At 64.6% G+C, this 19,867-nt stretch carries 28 protein-coding genes; 4 read left to right on the plus strand and 24 right to left on the minus strand.

Annotation, left to right across the window (positions count from 1 at the left end):
• Positions 1-2: 2 nt before the first annotated feature.
• The 7 genes from trbK-alt to CG50_RS11425 all read right to left on the minus strand — a co-directional run bounded on the left by trbK-alt (position 3) and on the right by CG50_RS11425 (position 5,994).
• The gene (trbK-alt, locus tag CG50_RS11395; protein WP_036638394.1) at positions 3-305 is read right to left on the minus strand and encodes a putative entry exclusion protein TrbK-alt; all 303 of its coding nucleotides are present in this window, start codon (positions 303-305) and stop codon (positions 3-5) included.
• 17 nt (positions 306-322) lie between these two features.
• Positions 323-1,105 (minus strand): P-type conjugative transfer protein TrbJ, encoded by a 783-nt coding sequence (trbJ, locus tag CG50_RS11400; RefSeq protein WP_036638397.1) that lies wholly within the window; start codon positions 1,103-1,105, stop codon positions 323-325.
• Positions 1,102-3,612: a conjugal transfer protein TrbE gene (trbE, locus tag CG50_RS11405; RefSeq protein WP_036638404.1), complete on the minus strand. Its 2,511-nt coding sequence runs from the start codon at positions 3,610-3,612 to the stop codon at positions 1,102-1,104. The genes trbJ and trbE overlap by 4 nt, the downstream gene beginning before the upstream one ends.
• Positions 3,613-3,622: 10 nt before the next feature.
• Positions 3,623-3,904: a VirB3 family type IV secretion system protein gene (locus tag CG50_RS11410; protein WP_036638406.1), complete on the minus strand. Its 282-nt coding sequence runs from the start codon at positions 3,902-3,904 to the stop codon at positions 3,623-3,625.
• Entirely contained in the window at positions 3,904-4,233 is a 330-nt protein-coding gene (locus CG50_RS11415) for a TrbC/VirB2 family protein (protein WP_036638408.1), read from the minus strand. Before CG50_RS11415 ends, CG50_RS11410 begins: the two co-directional genes overlap by 1 nt.
• A complete protein-coding gene (gene trbB, locus CG50_RS11420) occupies positions 4,230-5,180 on the minus strand; it encodes a P-type conjugative transfer ATPase TrbB (RefSeq protein WP_449295441.1) in 951 nt (316 codons plus the stop codon). Before trbB ends, CG50_RS11415 begins: the two co-directional genes overlap by 4 nt.
• A 289-nt stretch (positions 5,181-5,469) precedes the next feature.
• On the minus strand, positions 5,470-5,994 hold the full coding sequence (locus tag CG50_RS11425; protein WP_338048279.1) for a MarR family winged helix-turn-helix transcriptional regulator: 525 nt from the start codon (positions 5,992-5,994) through the stop codon (positions 5,470-5,472).
• Between CG50_RS11425 and CG50_RS16585 the strand changes: the two genes are divergently transcribed.
• The 4 genes from CG50_RS16585 to CG50_RS11440 all read left to right on the plus strand — a co-directional run bounded on the left by CG50_RS16585 (position 5,986) and on the right by CG50_RS11440 (position 7,536).
• Positions 5,986-6,345, plus strand: a complete 360-nt coding sequence (locus CG50_RS16585) for a VOC family protein (RefSeq protein ID WP_152559498.1) — start codon at positions 5,986-5,988, stop codon at positions 6,343-6,345. The two genes, CG50_RS11425 and CG50_RS16585, sit on opposite strands and share 9 nt — an antisense overlap.
• Before the next feature lie 78 nt (positions 6,346-6,423).
• Complete coding sequence (locus CG50_RS17305; protein WP_211248609.1) at positions 6,424-6,645, plus strand: MarR family winged helix-turn-helix transcriptional regulator; 222 nt, start codon at positions 6,424-6,426, stop codon at positions 6,643-6,645.
• Between the two features lie 45 nt (positions 6,646-6,690).
• Positions 6,691-7,092: a DUF1398 domain-containing protein gene (locus tag CG50_RS11435; RefSeq protein WP_036638412.1), complete on the plus strand. Its 402-nt coding sequence runs from the start codon at positions 6,691-6,693 to the stop codon at positions 7,090-7,092.
• A gap of 75 nt (positions 7,093-7,167) precedes the next feature.
• Entirely contained in the window at positions 7,168-7,536 is a 369-nt protein-coding gene (locus CG50_RS11440; RefSeq protein WP_152559499.1) for a hypothetical protein, read from the plus strand.
• A gap of 55 nt (positions 7,537-7,591) precedes the next feature.
• Here CG50_RS11440 and CG50_RS11445 read toward each other — a convergent pair whose 3' ends face one another.
• The 17 genes from CG50_RS11445 to CG50_RS11520 all read right to left on the minus strand — a co-directional run bounded on the left by CG50_RS11445 (position 7,592) and on the right by CG50_RS11520 (position 19,838).
• Positions 7,592-8,053: a CopG family transcriptional regulator gene (locus CG50_RS11445; RefSeq protein ID WP_449295440.1), complete on the minus strand. Its 462-nt coding sequence runs from the start codon at positions 8,051-8,053 to the stop codon at positions 7,592-7,594.
• A complete protein-coding gene (locus tag CG50_RS11450; protein WP_036638419.1) occupies positions 8,037-10,022 on the minus strand; it encodes a conjugal transfer protein TraG in 1,986 nt (661 codons plus the stop codon). Before CG50_RS11450 ends, CG50_RS11445 begins: the two co-directional genes overlap by 17 nt.
• Before the next feature lie 25 nt (positions 10,023-10,047).
• Positions 10,048-11,787: a relaxase/mobilization nuclease domain-containing protein gene (locus CG50_RS11455; RefSeq protein WP_036638421.1), complete on the minus strand. Its 1,740-nt coding sequence runs from the start codon at positions 11,785-11,787 to the stop codon at positions 10,048-10,050.
• Positions 11,788-12,030: 243 nt separating this feature from the next.
• Positions 12,031-12,795, minus strand: coding sequence for a lytic transglycosylase domain-containing protein (locus CG50_RS11460; RefSeq protein ID WP_036638424.1), 765 nt, complete (start codon positions 12,793-12,795; stop codon positions 12,031-12,033).
• Between the two features lie 2 nt (positions 12,796-12,797).
• Entirely contained in the window at positions 12,798-13,133 is a 336-nt protein-coding gene (locus CG50_RS11465) for a DUF736 domain-containing protein (RefSeq protein WP_036638426.1), read from the minus strand.
• 67 nt (positions 13,134-13,200) lie between these two features.
• A complete protein-coding gene (locus CG50_RS11470) occupies positions 13,201-13,743 on the minus strand; it encodes a S26 family signal peptidase (RefSeq protein ID WP_036638427.1) in 543 nt (180 codons plus the stop codon).
• Complete coding sequence (locus CG50_RS11475; RefSeq protein WP_051909934.1) at positions 13,740-14,315, minus strand: DUF2840 domain-containing protein; 576 nt, start codon at positions 14,313-14,315, stop codon at positions 13,740-13,742. Before CG50_RS11475 ends, CG50_RS11470 begins: the two co-directional genes overlap by 4 nt.
• Positions 14,312-14,566 carry a hypothetical protein gene (locus tag CG50_RS11480; RefSeq protein WP_036638428.1) on the minus strand — a complete coding sequence of 85 codons (255 nt, stop codon included), beginning with the start codon at positions 14,564-14,566 and terminating at the stop codon, positions 14,312-14,314. Before CG50_RS11480 ends, CG50_RS11475 begins: the two co-directional genes overlap by 4 nt.
• Entirely contained in the window at positions 14,563-15,216 is a 654-nt protein-coding gene (gene parA / locus CG50_RS11485; protein ID WP_036638429.1) for a ParA family partition ATPase, read from the minus strand. The genes CG50_RS11480 and parA overlap by 4 nt, the downstream gene beginning before the upstream one ends.
• Positions 15,213-16,292, minus strand: coding sequence for a replication initiator protein A (locus CG50_RS11490; protein WP_449295442.1), 1,080 nt, complete (start codon positions 16,290-16,292; stop codon positions 15,213-15,215). Before CG50_RS11490 ends, parA begins: the two co-directional genes overlap by 4 nt.
• 113 nt (positions 16,293-16,405) lie before the next feature.
• Positions 16,406-16,687, minus strand: a complete 282-nt coding sequence (locus CG50_RS11495; RefSeq protein ID WP_009573772.1) for a helix-turn-helix transcriptional regulator — start codon at positions 16,685-16,687, stop codon at positions 16,406-16,408.
• Between the two features lie 137 nt (positions 16,688-16,824).
• Positions 16,825-17,334, minus strand: a complete 510-nt coding sequence (locus tag CG50_RS11500) for a DUF2285 domain-containing protein (protein ID WP_036638435.1) — start codon at positions 17,332-17,334, stop codon at positions 16,825-16,827.
• A complete protein-coding gene (locus tag CG50_RS17540) occupies positions 17,276-17,599 on the minus strand; it encodes a transcriptional regulator domain-containing protein (protein WP_394297139.1) in 324 nt (107 codons plus the stop codon). Before CG50_RS17540 ends, CG50_RS11500 begins: the two co-directional genes overlap by 59 nt.
• A gap of 106 nt (positions 17,600-17,705) precedes the next feature.
• Positions 17,706-17,975: a DNA -binding domain-containing protein gene (locus CG50_RS11505; protein WP_036638437.1), complete on the minus strand. Its 270-nt coding sequence runs from the start codon at positions 17,973-17,975 to the stop codon at positions 17,706-17,708.
• A 99-nt stretch (positions 17,976-18,074) separates the two neighbouring features.
• Positions 18,075-18,323, minus strand: coding sequence for a helix-turn-helix domain-containing protein (locus CG50_RS11510; RefSeq protein WP_021120486.1), 249 nt, complete (start codon positions 18,321-18,323; stop codon positions 18,075-18,077).
• A 194-nt stretch (positions 18,324-18,517) separates the two neighbouring features.
• Positions 18,518-18,844: a DUF736 domain-containing protein gene (locus CG50_RS11515; protein WP_036638439.1), complete on the minus strand. Its 327-nt coding sequence runs from the start codon at positions 18,842-18,844 to the stop codon at positions 18,518-18,520.
• A gap of 556 nt (positions 18,845-19,400) precedes the next feature.
• The gene (locus CG50_RS11520; RefSeq protein WP_036638441.1) at positions 19,401-19,838 is read right to left on the minus strand and encodes a hypothetical protein; all 438 of its coding nucleotides are present in this window, start codon (positions 19,836-19,838) and stop codon (positions 19,401-19,403) included.
• Between the last annotated feature and the right edge of the window lie 29 nt (positions 19,839-19,867).

A 19,867-nucleotide genomic window follows, 5' to 3' on the forward strand; every position in this document is an offset into this window, starting at 1 on the left:
GATTACAGCCCCCCAATCGGGCCAGCGCCTGGTTGGGCAGGTGTCGGCTGCGCGGGTGTCCGACGGAGAAAGCGGTCACGGGTCTCGGCCCAGACGCCCAGGCAATCCTCGTCATTGGCTGCCGCCTCGCCCAGTTCCTGGCAGCGTCGCAATTCCAGCCGAAGCGGATCGGCGGGTGCTTGAAGTGCAGGGGCAGAAGGTACTGGGGCGGGGATTTCCTCGCGCGTCATCTCGATGATTGCTGCCGTGATCGCGACCGCGACGAACACGATGGCTGCAATCCTGGCCAGCACCTTCCCTTCCATGCCCTGCCCTCCCGCTGTCAGTTGAACATGCGGGCGTTGCCGGGCTGGTAGCCCGTGCCCGGCGTCAGGAAGCGCTCGCGCTGAATGCGGCCTTGCTCGGCGGCGGTCGCACGCTCGGCTTCCATCAGGGCTTCGGCTCGACCATTGGCCGAGATCACCGCGATCAGGTCCGAGAGCTGCTGCGACTGGAGCGCAAGCAGCTGGTTCCCGGCCTGCGTGGCTTGCAGTGCGCCGGTAGCACCCTGGCTTTCGCCGACCAGCGCCGCCATCTCGGCACGGTTGCTGTCGATATTGCCGACGACACCAGCCTGCACCCGCATCGCATCCTGCAAGCCGCCCACGGTGTTTTCCCAGCGGCTGCGCGCATCCGCGATCATCTGGGTGTCGGTCGCGGTCAGCGACAGATTGCCGTAATCCTGCTGGAACATCTGGTCGATGTTCTGCACGTCGAATGCGATGTTCTGGGCCTGTCCGAGAAGCTGCTGGGTGCGGTTCACATTCTGCTGCAATGCCTGAAGCGAGTTGTAGGGCAGGCTCGCAAGGTTCCGGGCCTGGTTGATCAGCATCTGCGCCTCATTCTGGAGCGAGGTGATCTGATTGTTGATCTGCTCCAGCGTCCGCGCGGCGGTCAGCAGGTTCTCCGCATGGTTGGTCGGGTCGTAGACGATCCGGCCAAAGCCCCCGAAGAAGGCATGGGCCGGCGTCGTGAACACCGGAGCGAGTGCCAGCGATGCGGCAAGCGTCAGGGCGAGAGCGGTTGCGTTGGCCATGCGCAGGATCGGCCGCGCGTTGCGGGTCATGGGTCGATCTCCTCTTCTTCCAAGATGAAGTTGAACCCGTCATCAAGGATCGTGACGGGGGCGGTCTCCTCGGGGTCATCCGCGAGGTTGGTGACGTTCGGGATCAGGTCGGCCGCCCAATCAACGCCGCGCGCGCGCAGCCAGGCGTCGAGAAAGCCATCGCGCCCATGGGTTGCGAGAATGTCGGCGATCATCGTCTGGTCTGATTTGGAGGAGGCGGCACAGAGCGCGAGGCCAACCTCCGACAGGCCGAGATCGAAAAGCCGGTTGCCGCGACGCGATTGGCAGTAATAGTCCCTCTTCGGCGTGGCCCGCGCCAGAATCTCGATCTGCCGGTCGTTCAGCCCGAAGCGGCGATAGATCGCAGTGATTTGCGGCTCGATGGCGCGCTCGTTGGGCAGAAGGAGCCGGGTCGGGCAGGACTCGATGATCGCCGGGGCGATATTGCTGCCGTCGATATCGGACAGGCTCTGCGTGGCGAAGATGACGCTGGCGTTCTTTTTGCGGAGTGTTTTCAACCACTCGCGGAGTTGGCCCGCGAAGCCGTCATCATCTAGCGCCAGCCAGCCCTCGTCGATGATCAGGAGCGTCGGCCGGCCGTCGAGCCGGTCGCCGATGCGGTGGAACAGGTAAGACAAGACCGCCGGTGCCGCGCCGGTGCCGACCAGCCCCTCGATCTCGAAGGCCTGAACATCGGCGGTGCCGAGATGTTCGACCTCAGCATCGAGCAGCCTGCCATAGGGTCCGCCGACGCAATAGGCGCGCAGGGCCTGCTTCAGGTCATTGGATTGCAGCAAGACGGCAAGGCCGGTGATGGTGCGCTCCCCGATCGGGGCAGAGGCCAGCGAGGTCAGCGCCGTCCAGAGATGCTCCTTCACCTCAGGCGTGATCTGGATGTTTTCGCGCATCAGGATCGCGACGATCCAGTCAGCGGCCCAGGCGCGCTCTGCAACATCAACGATCCGGGCCAGCGGTTGCAGGGAAACCCAGGCTTCCGCCGCATCGGTCAGCTCGCCGCCGAGATCGTGCCAGTCGCCACCCATGGCAAGGGCCGAGGCGCGGATCGAGCCCCCGAAATCGAAGGCGAAGATCTGGCTGCGCGCGTAGCGGCGGAACTGGAGCGCCATCAGCGCCAGCAGTACAGATTTTCCAGCGCCGGTCGGGCCGACAACAAGCGTATGCCCGACATCTCCGACATGGAGAGAGAAGCGGAACGGGGTCGAACCTTCCGTGCGGCCATATAGAAGCGGAGGCCCGTTGAAGTGATCGTCCCGTTCCGGCCCCGCCCATACCGCGCTGGAGGGCACCATATGGGCAAGGTTGAGCGTCGAGACCGGGGGTTGGCGGACATTGGCATAGGCATGCCCCGGCAGGCTGCCGAGCCAGGCGTCGACGGCATTGACCGTCTCGACCATGACGCTGAAGTCGCGGGACTGGACGATCTTCTCGACAAGCCGCAGTTTTTCGTCGGCACGGCGGGCATCTTCATCCCAGACCGTGATGGTGGCCGTCACATAGGCCATGCCCGCCAGGTCCGCGCCGAGCTCCTGCAGGGCCATGTCGGCGTCAGCGGACTTGTTCGCCGCATCGGTATCGACCAGCGCGGATTGCTCGTTGGTCATCACCTCCTTGAGGATCGCGGCGATGGACTTGCGTTTAGCGAACCACTGCCGACGGATCTTGGTCAGGAGTTTCGTCGCGTCGGTCTTGTCCATCAGAATGGCGCGGGTGGACCAGCGATAGGGAAAGGCGAGCCGGTTCATCTCGTCGAGCAGGCCGGGCGTGGTCGTGCCCGGAAACCCGGTGATGGTCAGAATCCGCAGGTGCTGGTTGCCCAGACGCGGTTCCAGCCCGCCGGTCAGCGGCTGATCGGCCAGCAGCGCATCGAGATAGACTGGGGTTTCCGGCACGCAGACGCGATGCCGATTGGTCGAGATGGTGGAATGAAGATAGGTTAGCGTGCCCGCATCATCGAGCCAGCGGCATTCCGGCATGAAGCCATCAAGCAACGCCAGCACGCGGTCGGTGCGGTCGATGAAGCCGCGTACCTGTTCCCAGGGGGTCACTCCCGAGGTCTCACGACCCTCGTAAAGCCAGGATTCCGAGCGGGCGGATTCCTCGGCAGGCGGGAGCCAGAGGAAGGTGAGAAAATAGCCCGAGACGAAATGGCTGCCTTCCTCCTCGAAATCGGCTTTCCGCTCGGCGTCCACCAGCGCGGAGGCCGGATCGGGAAACCGGCCTGCCGGATAGGTCGCGGCCTCTGTCCGCTGTGCTTCGACGAAGATGGCCCAGCCCGAGCCGAGACGGCGGAAGGCGTTGTTCAACCGCCCGGCCACTGCAACCAGTTCCGCCGCCACGGCAGAATCCAGATCCGGACCACGAAACTTCGCGGTCCGCTGGAATGACCCGTCCTTGTTGAGGACCGCCCCCTCCCCGACCAGCGCCACCCAGGGCAAATAGTCGGCGAGGCGGGATGCTGTGCGGCGGTATTCTGCAAGATTCATCATGGCGGGGGCCTCACACCGAAAGATGGCCGGGGATACGCAGATGGCGGCGCGCCACCTCGACGAAGAGCGGATCGCGCTTGGCGGCCCAGACGGCGGCGATATGACCTACGGCCCAGATCAGGATGCCGACGAGCCAGAGCTGCAGGCCGAGGCCGACCGCGCCGGCCAGCGTGCCATTCAGGATGGCGACTGAGCGCGGCGCACCACCGAGCAGGATCGGTTCGGTCAGGGCGCGATGCACAGGGACGCTGAATCCGGGCACCGCGTCGAGGGCCTCGAAGCTCACAGCCATCAGATCAGCGCCCCGCCACCGAAGCTGAAGAAGCTGAGGAAGAAGGAACTGGCCGCGAAGGCGATGGAGATGCCGAAGACGATCTGGATCAGCCGCCGGAACCCGCCGCCGGTGTCGCCGAAGGCCAGAGTCAGGCCGGTGACGATGATGATGATCACCGCGACGATCTTGGCGACAGGACCCTCGACGGATTGCAGGATCGATTGCAATGGGGCCTCCCAGGGCATGGAGGACCCTGCGGCAAAGGCCGGGGCGGTCATGAGGCTCGACCAGACGAAGGCGGCCGCAGTTGCGACATGCTGGCGGATACGGAAGGCGCGACGGATCATTGAGAGTCTCCTGTGCTGGGAGTGGTGGTGGGATCAGAAAAGGCGGAAGAGATCCGGTAGTCGCCGTCGGCACCGAGGCCTTCGACGGAGGCGAGTTCCGCAAGCCGGCGGGCAGAGCCCCGACCCGTGAGAACGACCACGAGGTCGATGGTCTCGGCGATCAGGGCACGCGGCACGGTGACGACGGCTTCCTGGATGAGTTGTTCGAGGCGGCGCAGCGCACCGATGCCGGAACCCGCATGGATGGTGCCGATGCCGCCGGGATGGCCGGTGCCCCAGGCCTTGAGGAGGTCGAGGGCCTCGGCTCCCCTTACTTCGCCAACGGGAATACGATCCGGGCGCAGGCGCAGAGAGGCCCGCACCAGTTCAGAAAGAGAGGCAACGCCGTCTTTGGTGCGCATGGCGACGAGGTTCGGTGCGGCGCATTGCAACTCGCGCGTATCCTCGATGATGACGACGCGGTCCTGGGTCTTCGCGACCTCGGCGAGCAGCGCATTGGTCAGCGTGGTCTTGCCGGTGGAGGTGCCGCCCGCCACCAGGATATTGGCGCGGGCTGCAACCGCGCGGCGAAGGGCTGCGGCATGACCCGCAGACATGATGCCGACGGCCACATAGTCATCCAGCGTGAAAACCGCGACGGCGGGTTTGCGGATGGCGAAGGCCGGTGCGGCTACCACAGGGGGAAGCAGACCCTCGAAGCGCTCACCCGTTTCCGGCAGTTCAGCAGAGACACGCGGGCTGCGGGCATGGACCTCGACGCCGACATGATGGGCAACCAGCCGCACGATGCGTTCGCCATCGGCAGGCGACAGCACCTCCCCTGTATCGGCCAGCCCCTCGGCCAGCCGATCCACCCAGATCCGGCCATCCGGGTTCAGCATGACCTCGACCACGGAAGGGTCTTGCAGAAAGGTTGAGATGGCAGGCCCGAGCGCCGTCCGGAGCATGCGCGCGCCGCGGTCCACCACTGCCGGTTTGTGAATGTAGCCTGCCATCTCGTCCCCGTTCCGCCGGGGAGGCTGGAGACATTCCCCGAATGGGGATGACTAAAAGAGGGCCAAAGGAGGGTATTTCAACAAGTTTCGGACAGCGTAGTAGCGTGGCGCGTAAATACAGGAGAACGGCGGTGAGCACCGAAAAAGCGCTTCGCTGCTCGTCGACCAATTTCGGCTTAGATTCGGTTCATGATGTAGCTATGCGGACGGGGCGGTCATGCACAGGATCGAGGTCTGGTTGTCAGGACAGCGCCTCGGCGATGCGTATCAATACGGCAATCGTGTCTGCACCCGCCGCATCCCTCGCCAATTGTTCAGAGGTCCGGGCAGCCACATGCGCCTCGGAAAGCACCGATTGACCCTTCGGGGTCAGTAACGTGCGCTGGATGCGTCCATGGCCATCATCCGGGGTGCGCTCGATCAGTTCCACCTCGGCAAGCTTGACCAGCATGGCCTGCATGGTCTGCGGCGTCACGAAAGCGCGACGGGCCAGCCTCGCGTTCGATGCGCCCGGTTCCTCTGCGATGCTGCACAGCACCGAGTAGGTCGAGGCGTTCAGCCCTAGATGTCTGAGATGCCGGTCCATGTGCAGACGCATCGCGTGCTGCGCGCGCTTGAGGGCATAGCCGACAGTGTCATGCGGGGCGAAAGCCTGATCGGCTATCTCACCGCGCCGGGTGCTACTGGATATATCAGTCGCCTTATATTGTGTCAGCCTCCTGACATATCGCATACCTTCCAGTTCAGGACAACTCTCATGCCTCATCTCATCGGCCCCGACTTCATCAGCATTCAGGTCGCAGATCTCGATGCAGCCCGCGACTTTTATTCCAACGCCGTCGGCCTGAAGCCTGGGGCCTTCTCTCCCCCCGGTGCAGTGGTCTTTGACACGCAGCCGATCCCCTTCGCAATCCGCAGCCCCCTGGTCGATCTGAGCGCCGTCTCGACGCTCGGACATGGCGTCGCCCTGTGGTTCGGCAGTGACGATGCCGATGCGCTTCACGACCATCTTGCCGCGCAAGGAGTCGAACGCCGTGTCGCAGGGTTTTGCCCGCAAGGTCGCGGCCGAGGGCGTGACGGTCGCCGAATGGTCCTTCATGCGGGCGCTGTTCGATGAGGACGGCACCGCGCCCACCACGCTGGCCGACCGGATGGGGAGACCCGCGGCGCGATCAGCAAGCTGGCGGACCGGCTGGTGGCCAAGGGGCTGGTTCTTCGGGCCGAAGCCGGCGGGCGCGGGCAGATCCTGTCGCTGACGCCCGAAGGCCGGGCCAAGGTTCCGGCTCTGGCCGCGATGGCCGATGCGAATGACGCCGAATATTTCGGCGTGCTGACCGGCGAGGACCGCGAGGCGCTGAACCGGATCCTGCAAACCTTTGTCGAGAGGCGAGGATTGACCAGGCCCCCGCTGGACTGACCCGCCGGGCCTGACCTGACCTCTGCAAACAAGAAAGGAACCGCCATGGACGCGGAGCGAACTTCTATTGCCGAAACCTGCCTGCATGCCGCGCATGACGGCAGCCTCAGCTTCCCCGAGATCGTGGGCAGGCTGATCGCTGCCGGCTTCGAGGGCTACATGGTCGACTATCGCCGCAACACGCAGATCTTCTATCTTCCAGACGGCGACAGTGTGGTGCTGGACATGCCGCAGGCCTCGGGCGTAGTCGGTGCCGAATTCGATGCGGGCGAGATGGTACGCCTTGTCCGCTGGGCACAGGCCAACCCCGCCGATTACAGCTACGCCGCCTTCAGCGAAAAGGCGCGGGCGGCCGGTTGCGCGGGTTACATCGTCTCCTTCCTCGGGCGGCGCGTGGTCTATTTCGGCCGCACTGCCGAAACCCATGTCGAACATTTCCCGGGCTGAGCCGGCATGACGCCCGCAGGATTTCTCTTGGGTGGGGTGATCCCCATCATCTGCCTGGGGTTGGGAAAGGTGCTGATGCGGGCGAGCATCGGCGCCGGTGCCCCGATCCCGGTCAATCTGGTGCTGGTGGGCAGCACCGTCGCCGCTCTCGGCTGGGGCACCGTGTTCCTCAAGGGCGCACCACTGCCCGGGTTTCCGGCCATGGGTTTTGCCATGGCCATGAGGGCGAGCTGGACCTTGGCCATCGCCTGCATGGCCTGGGGCATGGCGGTGCTGAAACTCCCGGTTTCGGTGGTTGCGCCCCTGACCAACAGTAACGCGCTGGTGGCAGTGCTGGTCGGGGCCATCGCCTTTGCCGAATGGTGCGACCTGAACCTGCCGCTGGTGATGCTGGGGACCACGCTGGTCTGCACAGGGGCGACGGTAATCGCTCTGGCAAAGTAGGTGTAGGCAACGAGAAAGAGCATGCGGGTAAACACTGAAACCCACCGATCAGACCTTACGCCCCACCTGCTTGGTCTGTACCCTGCACGTCATCCGACACCTCCTGTCGGAGCTTTGGCCCTTGAGCAAGCCGCCGGCCGAGAGCGGCGATGAACGCCTCATACCGCTCGCTCACCTTGCTTCGGGCAGCTTTCGCAGCGGGCTCCGGCAGTGCCGGCGTCGTCGCAAGCCAGAAGCGGATGAATACCGCCATGGTCTCGACCGAGATCCCGACATCACGTTCGACGCGGGCAAGACGGCGATCAATCTGATCAAGGCGCCTGGCGACAACGGCCTCCCTCCGCTCGGCATCATCGGGCGACAAAAAGGACGCGATGGCCGCTTCCGCGATCATCGACTGAGACCGATCCCGTCGCGCGGCAAAATCCGACAGGGCCTTCTCGACCTCCGGGTCGAGATAGACGGTGAACTTGCGCTTCTTCGGACGGATGGCCATCGCGCTAGAGATCCATGCCATCGCTGGGGTCCATCGAGACCTGGCGGGCGATGCTCTGAACATGGCGGACCATGCGCCGGTTCTGAACCGCCTCCTCGTCGATATCATCGCCGAGACCGGCCTCGAACTCGTTCTCGATGGGCTTCTTCTTTTCGACCGGCTTCACGCGGTTGAGTTCCGGTTGCAGCCTCCGCTCGGATTCTGTCGGATCTTCGTCCTCGGCCTCCCCCGGCATCGGATCATCCGTCCCTGCCGATCGTGCCGGGATCGGCAGGCTCATCCAGTCATCGGGGCGTGGATGCGGTGATTGTGTGAGGACCGGCGGCGGCAATAGCCGCTCGCGGAACCGTGCATCTTCGAAATACCGCGCCTTCTTCGCCTTGATCGGCGGGATGCCCGCGACCATGACGATCTCTTCGTTCGGCGGAAGCTGCATGATCTCGCCCGGGGTGAGCAACTGGCGGGCGGTCTCAGAGCGTGACACCATCAGATGGCCGAGCCAGGGCGACAGCCGGTGCCCGGCATAGTTCTTCATCGCCTTCATCTCGGTCGCGGTCCCGAGCGCGTCCGACACCCGCTTCGCGGTGCGTTCGTCATTCGTCGCAAAGCTGACCCGCACATGGCAGTTGTCGAGGATCGAATTGTTCGGCCCATAGGCTTTTTCGATCTGGTTCAGCGACTGCGCGATCAGGAAGCTCTTCAGGCCATAGCCTGCCATGAAAGCCAGGGCCGTCTCGAAGAAATCCAGTCGCCCGAGCGCCGGAAACTCGTCGAGCATCAGGAGCAGCCGATGCCGCCCGGCATTGGCCTGCAGATCCTCGGTCAGACGCCGACCGACCTGATTGAGCAGCAGGCGCATCAGCGGCTTTGTGCGATTGATGTCGGAGGGCGGCACGACGAGGTAAAGGGTGGTCGGCTCTTCGCCGCCGACGATATCACTGATCCGCCAGTCGCAGCGGCGCGTGACCTCGGCCACCACCGGATCGCGGTAAAGGCCAAGGAACGACATGGCGGTCGACAACACGCCTGATCTCTCGTTCTCGGACTTGTTCCTCAGCTCGCGCGCGGCGCTGGCAACGACCGGATGCGGTCCCGCCTCGCCCAGATGCGGGGTCTTCATCATCGCCCGGAGCGTGGAATCCACCGGACGTTTCGGATCGGACAGGAATTTGGCGACGCCTGCCAGCGTCTTGTCGGGTTCGGCATAGAGGACATGCAGGATCGCGCCGACCAGCAGCGAATGCGAGGTCTTTTCCCAATGGTTGCGCTTGTCGAGGCTGCCTTCCGGATCAACGAGGATATCGGCGATGTTCTGGACGTCCCGCACCTCCCATTCGCCGCGGCGCACCTCAAGGAGCGGATTGTAGGCAGAGGATTTCGGATTGGTCGGATCGAAGAGCAGCACACGGCCATGCTGGGCCCGGAAACCCGAGGTCAGCTGCCAGTTCTCGCCCTTGATGTCATGGACGATGGCGGAGCCGGGCCAGGTCAGAAGTGACGGCACCACCAGACCAACGCCCTTGCCGGATCGGGTCGGCGCGAAGCACAATACATGCTCCGGCCCGTCATGGCGCAGGTAGTCCTGATCGTAACGGCCCAGCACGACACCATCGGGATCGAGCAGCCCCGCCGCCTGGATCTCGGGCCGTTCCGCCCATCGCGCCGAACCATAGGTTGCGACGCCTCGAGCCTCCCGCGCCCGCCAGACCGACATCCCGATCGCGACGGCGATAGCGATGAAGCCACCCGATGCCGCGATGAGGCCGCCCTTGGTGAATATCGTCGGCGCATAGGCTTCATAGAAGTACCACCACCAGAAGATTGCCGGCGGATAATAGACCGGCGTCCCGAATATCTCGAACCAGGGCGGGCCAAGCTGGGCCTGATAGCCGAGGCTCCAGGCGACATACTGCGTCGCGCCCCAGGTGGTCGCGAGGATGATCAGGAAGACGATGGAGATCTGTCCCCAGAGGATTTTTGTGGCGGACATGGGCGGTGCTCCTTTCCGGGTGATGTCAGAGGCCGAGGCCTCGCTTGCGACCGAAGTCCCAATCGACCCCGCCATCGTCGCGGGCGACGCCGGAGACATGACGGCCGATCTGTTTGTCGAGAGAGGGCGACCAGGTCACGAGTTGGAAGCCGAGCCCGTCATCAATCATCGCGTAACGGCCGGAGGCGAGCGCGAAGCGCTGGCGATAGGAACCGGCGACATACTCCCCGCTGCCAGCGCGGTTGAACGGCAGCCCGGCCTCGGCCGCGAGCTTCTCGCCGAGGGCATCGACCTCGCGCTGGCGCAGGGTGGTGAGGAGACGACGGGCAAAGACGACCCGCCCGCCCTGCCGCTCGGCAAAGCCCTCCCCGATCAGGGTCTCGGCGCGCTCATCCATGGCCTGACGGACCTCGGCTCCGAAGCCGCTGTCGGACAGCGCAATCGGATCGCGGGCGATGGCCTGCCGGTCTAGCCAGGTCGCGCCCGAAGCCCCCACCTGCGCGCCGAGATCGAGATCGGAACGAACGGCAAGCGCCACACGGCGCGTGCCTTGTGCATCCTCCCAGGCCCGAAGCTCGACGATGGAACCCGGAGGACTGTCGCCGGCGGCATCCAGATGCGAGAGCCTGATGTGATGACTGCGCCCGTCCACGCCGTCGACGACAGCATAGGCGGTGCCCTTCAACTCGTCATCGAGGCCCCGCTCGACCAGACGACCGATGACAGGAACGTCGAGGCTTTCACCGGCGAGGACATAGCTGCCTGAGCCGCGCTCGATCCCACGTTCGGTCAGGGCGCGGTGCATGCGCTTGATGATATCGCCGCGCTCACCCAGCTCGCGCAGGACCGTCTCGGCCTCGGGCCGGATCACCCATTGCGCCGGGCCGATCTGATCGGCAACCCCGAGGACTTCGAGGGTGCGAAGCCGGCCGACCTTCAGCGTCTGGAACTCGTCCTGTGGTCGGTCGGCATGGGGCGCGAGATCGACGACACCAGACTTGCCGGCATCGCGGACAAGCTGCCGGTCGATTTGGGTCCAGCGCTCGGCCTCGACCTGCCGTTCCAGATTGCGGTGAATCTCGATGTCGGTGCGCGGGCCGAGTTCCTGTGTGACGAGATCCTGAGCGCGGGCGCGCATCCCCTCTTTGATGTAATCCCGCGAGATCACCAGGTCCTGGCCGTCATCCATGCGGCCGCGCAGGATGATATGGGTATGGGGGTTGTCGGTGTTCCAGTGATCGACCGCGACCCAGTCCAGCCTGGTGCCGAGATCCTTCTCCATCTGCGCCATCAACTCGCGGGCATGCTCGCGCAGGTCGATCATCTCGACGGCATCCTCGGGCGAGACAATGAAGCGAAAATGGTGCCGGTCATCCTTGCAGCGTTCGGCGAACGCGCGGGCGTCCATGTCATCCCCCTCGGGGCCGAAGAGATGCGCCTTTTCCCCGTCACGGGTCACACCGTCACGGCCGAGATAGTTCAGATGCGCCGCGAGAGGTGCAGAGCGCGCCGTGTGACGCACCACGCGGGTTTTGATTACGACATTGCGCGACCGCCCGGTGAGCATGCGATTGGCCTGAATGCTGGCGCGTTGTCCCCGGCCAAAGTGCGAGCGGTTGCCGGAGGTGACCTTACCCGAACGCGAAACCCGCCCACCGGCCTTCTGCGCCGCCGCCAATGCCTGGGCGATGAAGGGACGCGCCTGCTGTGCGCGGGTTGAGCGAATGCGCCCCGGGCGGATACGGAACTCGCTGTCATCGGCCATGGGTCAAGCCTGCACCGTGTAAAACAGAAAATAAAAACAACAAGATAACGGCGAAGCGCACAGTGCGGACCAGCGCCGCACGGTGCGAAACGCGCCAGAAATCCCTGCAAAAACAACCGCCCGAGCGTCGCGCACCGTGCGCCTTTTTATCTCGCCATCCTTCGGTCGTGGTGCCTCTCGTCACCCCTCGCGCCCTCCAAGACACGCCAGAGCACGACGGAATGCGAAGTGTCGTCGCGCGGGTCATGGCCGGGCCTCACCAGTTTCTCGCCTGACGAAGAGGCCCTCGGCCTGCGGGGCGATGCCCGCCTGCGGCACCGCCGGGACGGGTGAAGGAGCGCCACCGATCGTCCGGTGAGGCGGCACAAGAGCGATCGCAGAGGTCCCGTCCTCGCGGCTGATGAAGAGCGCCGCTTCACGCCAATCGCGCGGCCGGGCTGCAGCAACAGTGTCGCCCAACGGCCGGTCGCTAAGCAGAACGGGCACAAGCGCGGCGACATAGGCGCGCGTCTCGGCGGGCAGCGGACGATCCGCCAAGCGGAACTCGTCGTAGCGGGCGGGACCGGCATTATAGGCCGCCAGCATCGCCGCGACATTGCCATAGCGATCCCACATCTCGCGCAGATAGGCCGTTCCCGCGAGGATGTTGTCACGCGGCTTGAAGGGATCATGGCCGAGGCCATGACGGATGCGCAGGCCGGCCCAGGTGTCGGGCATGACCTGCATCAGCCCCATCGCGCCAGCGGATGAAACCGCGCGAAGATCACCCGCGCTTTCTGCCCGCATCACGGCCATGATCCAGGTCGTCGGAATGCCGAAGCGCTGCGACGCCTCGGCAATATGGGCGGCGTAGGGATGCGCGGCAATTGCGTGTTCGGGCACATCGGTTTGCGCCATCAGCGGTTGCGTGGCGACGACCGGGAGGAAGAGGCCGGAAAGAAGAAGGAGGAGCATGCGGTGGCAGATGCCACCTCTCCCCGAGGCGGGACGGGTGCAGGACGCGATCATCGTCAGTCCTGCTCATCGCGCTTCTTCGGGCGGGTCCAGTGCAACCCCCACTCCCTGCCCTCCTCATCCGACTGGAACAGGCGGGCGCGGATCGGATGCAGGAAAACCGGATCATCGAGCAGGACCGAAACGAACGCCCCTGCGGTTTCGCCGGTATGTTTCCAGCCCGCACCAACCTCCGGACCATCCTCGTCACCGAGATGGATGCGATAGGCAGGAGCCTTCTCGGTATCGACGTTATCGGTTGGAACAAAGGTCAGCTCCAGGTCGAGCGAGAGCGTGCGAAGCTGTCCGGAATAGCCGGACGGGGTGCGTGTGAATTGGCCGATCTGTGGCATTGGAAGCTCCTTCCTCACGCGGTGAATGGGAGGCAGGCCGTTTGCACGTCCCGCGATGGACGCGCCGTCACCGCTCCGGCGCGTGCCAGACGAGGCGGCCATCGCCACCCTCATCGGTGAACAGCGGACTGGCCCGGCCGATCACGGCCGAGGTGGGGAACGGACCGAAATATCGGCCATCGAAGCTGTCAGAGACCGCCGGGTTCATCAGGAAAACCTCGCCCTCGGCAATGGTGCGGCAGCCCTGCCAGACGGGAAGATCACGGCCTTGGCTGTCGCGCTCTCGCGCCACCCCCAGGTGTCTGCCATCGACGGTGATCGCGGCGCCGGCGCGGCAGACCCGTTGCCCCGGCAGCCCGATGACGTGCTTCAGGATCGGCACATCGCGACCGACATAGCCGCGCGCGACCATGAAACCTGCAAAGGGTTCGGGCGGCATGACCACGACCAGATCTGGCACCGCGAGCCGGTCCACCGGCGCGATGGTGTAGAAACCAATCGGCACGCTGGCCGAGGCGTTCCAAACCAGCCGTGGCGCAGTCGGAATGCTGCCGGCGATGACGGCGGCGAGCGCCGCAACCGTCACCATGATGTAGCGGACACGGGTCATTGCGTTCGCCCCTTCGAAAGCTCCACCGGAGCTTTTGACACGCCGCGCGAACCGGAGCTCACCTCCTGACGCCGGAGCCACGCTCCATGGCGCTCTGCCGTATAGGCGCGCGGCGCTTCGCCCGCCTTCATCCAGTGCCCGACATGACGCCAGTGGTCGGGATCGACCTCGGCAGGGTCGATGCCGAAACCCTCGATTGCATCGATATGGCGCAGGACCTCTTCGACCTTGGGCCAGCCTTCGATCTTCAACAAAATCTCGCCACCGGGACGCACGAAGGGCAGCGTCTGACAGGCGCTACCAGGCGCGATCGTGCGCACGATGTCGATGCGCGAGACAACGGTGCCGTAGTCATTCGCCGCCCAACGGACGAAGCCAAACACGGCACCGGGACAGAAGAAGACGATGCGGCGACTGCGGTCGAGGATCTGCGTTCCGGCCTCCTGGCCGAACCTGATCCAGAACTCGATCCGCTTCTCCACCCAGGTCAGTTCCACGCGCGTCAGCTCGCCGCGGGAATGGTCGTCGAACGGTCCGTCTTCGGTCACGCCGGGGATCACAAAGCCGGTCATTGAGGTTCTCCTTCGGGTTCCGGGTATTCGCGCCTGAGCAACTCGCGCAGCATGTCAGCGACAGTGACGCCGCGGCTGAAAGCTGCGACCTTGATGCGACCGCGCAGGTCCGGGGTGATGTCGATGGTGAGTCGGGCCGTATAGATCGCCGCCGCGCGACCGTGTGCGGATGGCGCCTCGCCAGCCTTGATCCAGGTCTCGGCATCGACTGGCCGCGCGGCGAAACCACGCTTGTCATTGCGCCCGCTCATACCGCCACCTTCCCAAGACCGAGGCGCCCGATCTCAGACGTCAGCGCCGCGATCTCTCGGGCAGCATGCGATTGACGGTCGATGTCACTGGCGAGCCGACCGGTTTGCGCCGCATCTGCAAAGACGACGCGCTGACCAATCGTGCTGGCAAGCACAGGAGGATTGTGATCCGCCAGCGCCTCGGCGGTGTCCCGGGCGATGACGGTGCGCGCGCCGCAGCGGTTGAGCAGGAAGCGGGCGACAAGTTCCGGCCGATAAATGCGGGCCTCCGCAAGGAGGGACAACATCTCGGCAGAGGCCCAGCCATCGAATGGCGAGGGCTGTACCGGGATCAGCACCAGATCGGCGGTGAGCAGCGCTGAGCGCATGAGCCCGGCAACACGCGGTGGGCCATCAATAACGACATGATCGACTGTGCGGGCAAGTTCGGGGACTTCGCGGTGTAGGGTGTCACGGGCCAGGCCGAGGGTGCCGAAGAGCCGCGGCAGACCTTCGCGGGCGCGTTGCTGCGACCAGTCCAGGGCGGAGCCTTGCGGGTCGGCATCGATCAGGGTGACACGCTTGCCCTGCATCGCCAATTCACCAGCAATATGGAGCGCCAGCGTCGTCTTGCCGACGCCACCCTTCTGATTGAGCAGAGCGATGATCATTTGCCACCTCCCGGCAATTCGAGAGGAAGGCGGGGCGTATCTGGATGATCGGAGGCTGCTGCAACACCCTGATCGGAAGCCGGTCGCAGCACCGATGGGGCGACGGCTGCCTTCGTCTTACCGGCCTGGCTGAGGCTTTTTGCGGTGGCACGGATGAGGTTTTCCACATCACGCGCGCGCTCTTCAAAGTTAGACTCTTTGTTAGACTCTAAGTTAAGGGCGCGATTTCCTATTTCGTTTCGGTACGTTAACCCCTGTTTGGGTTCCTGATAGCACGAGCCTCCGGTTCCCGATAGCACGATAGCCCGGGTTCCCGATAGCACGAGTCCATTCACAGGTTTTCCACAGCCCGGCGCGGGCTCGAAAGCCAGCAGCTTGCGGCCGCCAACCTCTGTCTCCAGAAAGAGCGTGTAGCCCGGCAGCGGTTGCCGCCGGATGATGTCGCGAAGCTCGAAGGCAAACCGCTTGAAGGAGGACAGCGCCCCGGATTTCTGGTGAAGATGATGGAAATCGAAACGCCAACCGTCCCGTTGCCGGCCACCATGCTTGCGCACGAGGCGATAGAGCCAACGGTCTAGCCCGCCGGTCAGCTCGAAATACGCCCGGTCGATGGTGAGGATCAGCGCACTGTCGAGCACGGCCTGGTAAAACCAGTCGGGCACGATCAGCTCGATGCCGTCCGGGCGCCCCTCCCTGTCGCTGCGCTCCTGCCATTCGTTGATCCAGGAGAAGCGATGGCGACGTCCTTCCGCCGGCTGCCGGATCGAGGTGGAGATCGTCGTCGACTGCAGACGATCCAGCGCCGCCTTCAGGCGCTGATAGTCCCGCGCACTGGTTCCGCGACCAACATAGGTGAGGATCTCATATGGGGTGGCCCCCATCAGACGGGAGGTGCGCAGCCCCGCGTCACGCGCCTCGACGATCTGGCTCGCCGCCCAGATCAGGATGTCGGCATCCCAGATCGTGGCCATACCGTGATCGGGAACCGCTTCGACCCGTATGCTGACGCTGCCAGCGGCAAAGTCGATCGGTGCGACCCGTTTGGATTTGGCGAGGGAGAAAAAGGGATAGGCCATGAGGTCTTGCGCATCTCTTGGGGCGAAATCCCCGGGCAGCGCGCGGAACAGATCGAGCTGTCCACGCTCGGAACGGGGTCTGCGTCCATCGGTCATGAAGGTGTCGCCCCAGGTCAGCGCACGAAGCGACCGGGCTGCGGGAGGTTCGGGAGCGTGTGGCGTTTCGCTGGCAGCACCTGCCCGCGCGGGTCGGAAGTCGAGGTGACAGCGCCGCGTCCGACCCAGGCCTGCAGGTCCTCGATAGCATAGACCACGCGTCCGCCCAGCTTGTGGTAGGCGGGACCGGTACCATAGGTCCGGTGCTTCTCCAGCGTCCGAGCCGACAGGCTCAGGAACTGGGCGGCTTCTTTGGTGCGCAGATAGCGCGGGGGAAGTTCGGTTGAGATGGCGGACATCGGGCGTCTCCCTACTGTGTGTGACCAGTGCCGCGAAACAGCGGCTGATGACGGTCACGATGGCGAAGCGCGTCCGGTCAGATGCAGTGGGAAGGTAGCAGGGGTAAATCCGCACACCGCGGCGCGGGATCGCCGACCTAGAGGCGGCGCTGGTGGCGAAGGAGCTTGCGATAGCCGCCAGCGATCAGGTCACGCCCCTCGCGAAGGAGGCTGGAGACGGCAAAGCGGGCCGAGGAGACCTGCCATTCATCGCGGTCCAGGCGACCGGTCCGGAAGAGGACCTCGGCGATTTGCTTCTGGGTCGCGCCATGGAAGGCGGCGTCGGAGGCTTGAAGGACACGCCGCAGGCGCGCTTTCTGCTGCGCGGTCAGGCGGGTGTCGCGGGGGATTGATCGGCGGCGGTGCTGGTCCGCCAGGAGCCGCTGGATTGCTTCGATGCGGTCGAGCCCCTCGAGGCCGAGAGGAACGGTGGCCACAAGCCGACCACGGTCTTTCAGGGGAGCGACGAGATGCAGGTATGTTCCGTCCGGCAGCCTGTGGCGCAGGTGCTTGCCAATCGGGGATGCCCTGCCCTTCGGGGCAACTATCTCATCGCCGGGCGCGCCAGTCTCTCCTGCGAGTGCCTCGGGGGCGACCGCGAGGATCACGGCGCTGGTATCGATTTCGGGGCGCCAGAATATCTCGGCGACAGTCGCGCTCAGACCGGGCCGTATCGGGAAAGCACAGACCCCATCGACGGCCGACCTGATACCTCAGGTCAGCCCTCTCAGGTGGTCCCCCTGCAAGTTCTGCATAGTCATCTTGATATTCGGGATTGCGGCGCAGGCACTCCCAGCCGAGTTCCGGCGCGGCCAGATCATCGAGATAGTCATAGGCTGCCTGGTCACGCCAATTCGAGCGGTCGGGTTGCATGGCATCGCCTCTCCCTTGGGTTGATTTCAGGAAAGGATTCCGAGAGATCAATCACTTGGGAAGTCCGCCGCAATGCATCAGGTGATGCGTGGGACGCATCACCTTCTCAGCTGGTTCGCCCCGCCGCCAATTGCCGATAGCCCTCAGAACTCAGCCAGTGTGCGCGTTCAAGATGGGCGTCGTGAACCAAACGCGCCCGTTCCGGCTCTTTCTGCGTATCGAGGCCCAGGATGATCTGCGCCGCCTCCTGCCAGCTCGCGCCCTCGCCTGCAGCATCAAGCAAACGCATATACTGCGCCATGTGACGGCGGTCATATTCCGTCACCACGGCCCCCTGCGGCGGCACATCCTGCAAGCTGCTGATCGTCACACGCATCCCCACTGCGGCTTCTGTACAACCCTAGCACAGAAGGTTGACGTTTTCGTGAGCACGGCAATAGCGCAATTCCGTTCACGGCGAAACCTGCCGGAATAGTCAGCTCTTAGCGACAGCCTTCGCCTGCACATGCATCACTCCAATCCCCTGGTCGGAGTTCAGGAGCAGAATGCCATTCGCTTCGAACGCTCGTCGAACCTGATCGCGCGTGGTCTCGTAGACCTCGAGCCCGCTTTCGGACTCAAGGCGCTTGAGCGCGGTCAAAGATACCCGGGCCTCATCCGCAAGCTGCTCCTGTGTCCATCCAAGAAGCGCACGCGCGGCCCGCGATTGTCGGGCGGTGATCATGCAGATCACCTCCCATCCGACCCGGCGCGCGCGCCAGAACTACGACTATTATAGTCGCATCACAGAAATTCACCACCAAAATTCTGACGTGTTTACATCGCGATTCCGCTTTGGCACCGGAAATTTCGGGAACTGATTCGGTTGCCCTGTTCGGCGGTCGGCCCCGGCCTTTCGGCCGGGGCCTCGCGGCGGCGTTATTCTCCGCGGCGACCGTTGGGGCGGGACCAGATCAGCGCGTAGCTCTCGCCGTCTTCGTCGTCGAAGAGGTTGGCGTAGATCGGGGCGGTGAAGCTCGGATCGTCCAGCTTGAGGCCCAGATAGTCGCGGCCCTCGCCCGAGCGCTTGGACCAGGCGGCGCCGATCTCGGCGCGGCCCACCAGGACCCGGTGGCTGGGGGCGTTATCGCCGGTGGCGCGGGTATCGGGGACGATGCGCACGCCTTTGGCCTGAACGCTGAGGGTGACGATTTCGCCGGTGAATTCGTTCGAGCCGGTCTTCTTGAAGGTGCCGATGGTCGCCATTTTAAGTCTCCGTTTTCAGTTTACGGGTCCGCACCATTGCGGCCCGATGGCGATCGACAGGCCGGAGACGACTGGCGGCGCACCCCCGCTTTGCCGGGGGCTGGACAGCACAGGCAGAACTTTCTTGTCTCGCGCGGAATGGGCGCAGCCCAGGGGAAGAAAGTTATGGCGGCGCTGTTGCGCCAAGCCGGTCGAGGCACAGCCGGTATTCGGCCAGATCAGGCCATTGAAAGGGCCGTATGGAGCGGACATGGGACGGGCAAGGAACGGAGACGATGGCGACCGCGGATGCCCGTCATCCTAACCGGCTATTCACCGGCGGGTTCGCTTACCCGCGACAGGCCATGCGCGTCGTTCTCCATGCGCCTCGACCGGCGTGTCCCCCCCGATCACAGGTGCGGTTTGCCGCTTGAACGGTCCGCCCCCTCCACCGCACGGCCACGGGCCGCGACGCGAGCCTCAATCCGATCCGCACATAGCCCCATTCCGGCATCCTGACGATCGGGATGGCATTCCAGCGCCGCTCCGGTCCCGCCTCATCGGATCGTCGGCAGTGTCAGGCGCCCACGGGAGAACTGTCCGAAGAGTCGGCGGCCATACCGGCAATGCGGAGGAAGGCGGAAACGCCAACAGCGCCAGCGCCGATGACGGCGAAAATCATCTGCCATGTCTCGGAAGGCATCATGGCCCTGGTGATTCCGAGGGTCGCGTAGAACCCGGCCAAGACGGCGGGCACCACAAAGATCAGCGCGATGACAAACCGCGCCCAGAGCGGGCGCACGAGCATGATCAGCGCCTGGCCGATGGCGAGCGTCAGGCCGGCGGCGAAGCCGCCGACGAGGATTGCACCGAGCCAGCCTGCGCCGGTTCCATAGGCCCAGATGCCGGTATGAAGTCCGACGAGGAACGGCAGGGCGAAGACCGCGAGGTTGAACACCAACCAGCACAGGCCCGCAATGGCCGCGAAAGATGCAAGGATTCCGAGAACGATCATGGTGGAGTCTCCCGTATGGCTTGGAACGG

The organism is Paenirhodobacter enshiensis (genome assembly GCF_000740785.1).
GTDB lineage: Bacteria > Pseudomonadota > Alphaproteobacteria > Rhodobacterales > Rhodobacteraceae > Rhodobacter > Rhodobacter enshiensis.

Excerpts from the sequence above, each read along its gene's own strand:
- CG50_RS11410 (WP_036638406.1), bottom strand. The coding sequence starts at position 3,904 with ATGGCTGTGAGCTTCGAGGCCCTCGACGCGGTGCCCGGATTCAGCGTC.
- CG50_RS11465 (WP_036638426.1), bottom strand. The coding sequence starts at position 13,133 with ATGCCACAGATCGGCCAATTCACACGCACCCCGTCCGGCTATTCCGGA.
- CG50_RS11490 (WP_449295442.1), bottom strand. The coding sequence starts at position 16,292 with ATGGCCTATCCCTTTTTCTCCCTCGCCAAATCCAAACGGGTCGCACCG.
- CG50_RS11520 (WP_036638441.1), bottom strand. The coding sequence starts at position 19,838 with ATGATCGTTCTCGGAATCCTTGCATCTTTCGCGGCCATTGCGGGCCTG.
- CG50_RS11510 (WP_021120486.1), bottom strand. The coding sequence starts at position 18,323 with ATGATCACCGCCCGACAATCGCGGGCCGCGCGTGCGCTTCTTGGATGG.
- CG50_RS11495 (WP_009573772.1), bottom strand. The coding sequence starts at position 16,687 with ATGTCCGCCATCTCAACCGAACTTCCCCCGCGCTATCTGCGCACCAAA.
- CG50_RS17540 (WP_394297139.1), bottom strand. The coding sequence starts at position 17,599 with ATGCAACCCGACCGCTCGAATTGGCGTGACCAGGCAGCCTATGACTAT.
- CG50_RS11505 (WP_036638437.1), bottom strand. The coding sequence starts at position 17,975 with ATGCGTGTGACGATCAGCAGCTTGCAGGATGTGCCGCCGCAGGGGGCC.
- CG50_RS11425 (WP_338048279.1), bottom strand. The coding sequence starts at position 5,994 with ATGAGGCATGAGAGTTGTCCTGAACTGGAAGGTATGCGATATGTCAGG.
- CG50_RS11460 (WP_036638424.1), bottom strand. The coding sequence starts at position 12,795 with ATGATCGCGTCCTGCACCCGTCCCGCCTCGGGGAGAGGTGGCATCTGC.
- trbJ (WP_036638397.1), bottom strand. The coding sequence starts at position 1,105 with ATGACCCGCAACGCGCGGCCGATCCTGCGCATGGCCAACGCAACCGCT.
- CG50_RS11475 (WP_051909934.1), bottom strand. The coding sequence starts at position 14,315 with ATGACCGGCTTTGTGATCCCCGGCGTGACCGAAGACGGACCGTTCGAC.
- CG50_RS11480 (WP_036638428.1), bottom strand. The coding sequence starts at position 14,566 with ATGAGCGGGCGCAATGACAAGCGTGGTTTCGCCGCGCGGCCAGTCGAT.
- trbE (WP_036638404.1), bottom strand. The coding sequence starts at position 3,612 with ATGATGAATCTTGCAGAATACCGCCGCACAGCATCCCGCCTCGCCGAC.
- parA (WP_036638429.1), bottom strand. The coding sequence starts at position 15,216 with ATGATCATCGCTCTGCTCAATCAGAAGGGTGGCGTCGGCAAGACGACG.
- CG50_RS11470 (WP_036638427.1), bottom strand. The coding sequence starts at position 13,743 with ATGACCCGTGTCCGCTACATCATGGTGACGGTTGCGGCGCTCGCCGCC.
- CG50_RS11450 (WP_036638419.1), bottom strand. The coding sequence starts at position 10,022 with ATGTCCGCCACAAAAATCCTCTGGGGACAGATCTCCATCGTCTTCCTG.
- trbB (WP_449295441.1), bottom strand. The coding sequence starts at position 5,180 with ATGCTCCGGACGGCGCTCGGGCCTGCCATCTCAACCTTTCTGCAAGAC.
- CG50_RS16585 (WP_152559498.1), top strand. The coding sequence starts at position 5,986 with ATGCCTCATCTCATCGGCCCCGACTTCATCAGCATTCAGGTCGCAGAT.
- CG50_RS11445 (WP_449295440.1), bottom strand. The coding sequence starts at position 8,053 with ATGGCATGGATCTCTAGCGCGATGGCCATCCGTCCGAAGAAGCGCAAG.
- CG50_RS11435 (WP_036638412.1), top strand. The coding sequence starts at position 6,691 with ATGGACGCGGAGCGAACTTCTATTGCCGAAACCTGCCTGCATGCCGCG.
- CG50_RS11415 (WP_036638408.1), bottom strand. The coding sequence starts at position 4,233 with ATGATCCGTCGCGCCTTCCGTATCCGCCAGCATGTCGCAACTGCGGCC.
- CG50_RS11440 (WP_152559499.1), top strand. The coding sequence starts at position 7,168 with ATGCGGGCGAGCATCGGCGCCGGTGCCCCGATCCCGGTCAATCTGGTG.
- CG50_RS11455 (WP_036638421.1), bottom strand. The coding sequence starts at position 11,787 with ATGGCCGATGACAGCGAGTTCCGTATCCGCCCGGGGCGCATTCGCTCA.
- trbK-alt (WP_036638394.1), bottom strand. The coding sequence starts at position 305 with ATGGAAGGGAAGGTGCTGGCCAGGATTGCAGCCATCGTGTTCGTCGCG.
- CG50_RS11515 (WP_036638439.1), bottom strand. The coding sequence starts at position 18,844 with ATGGCGACCATCGGCACCTTCAAGAAGACCGGCTCGAACGAATTCACC.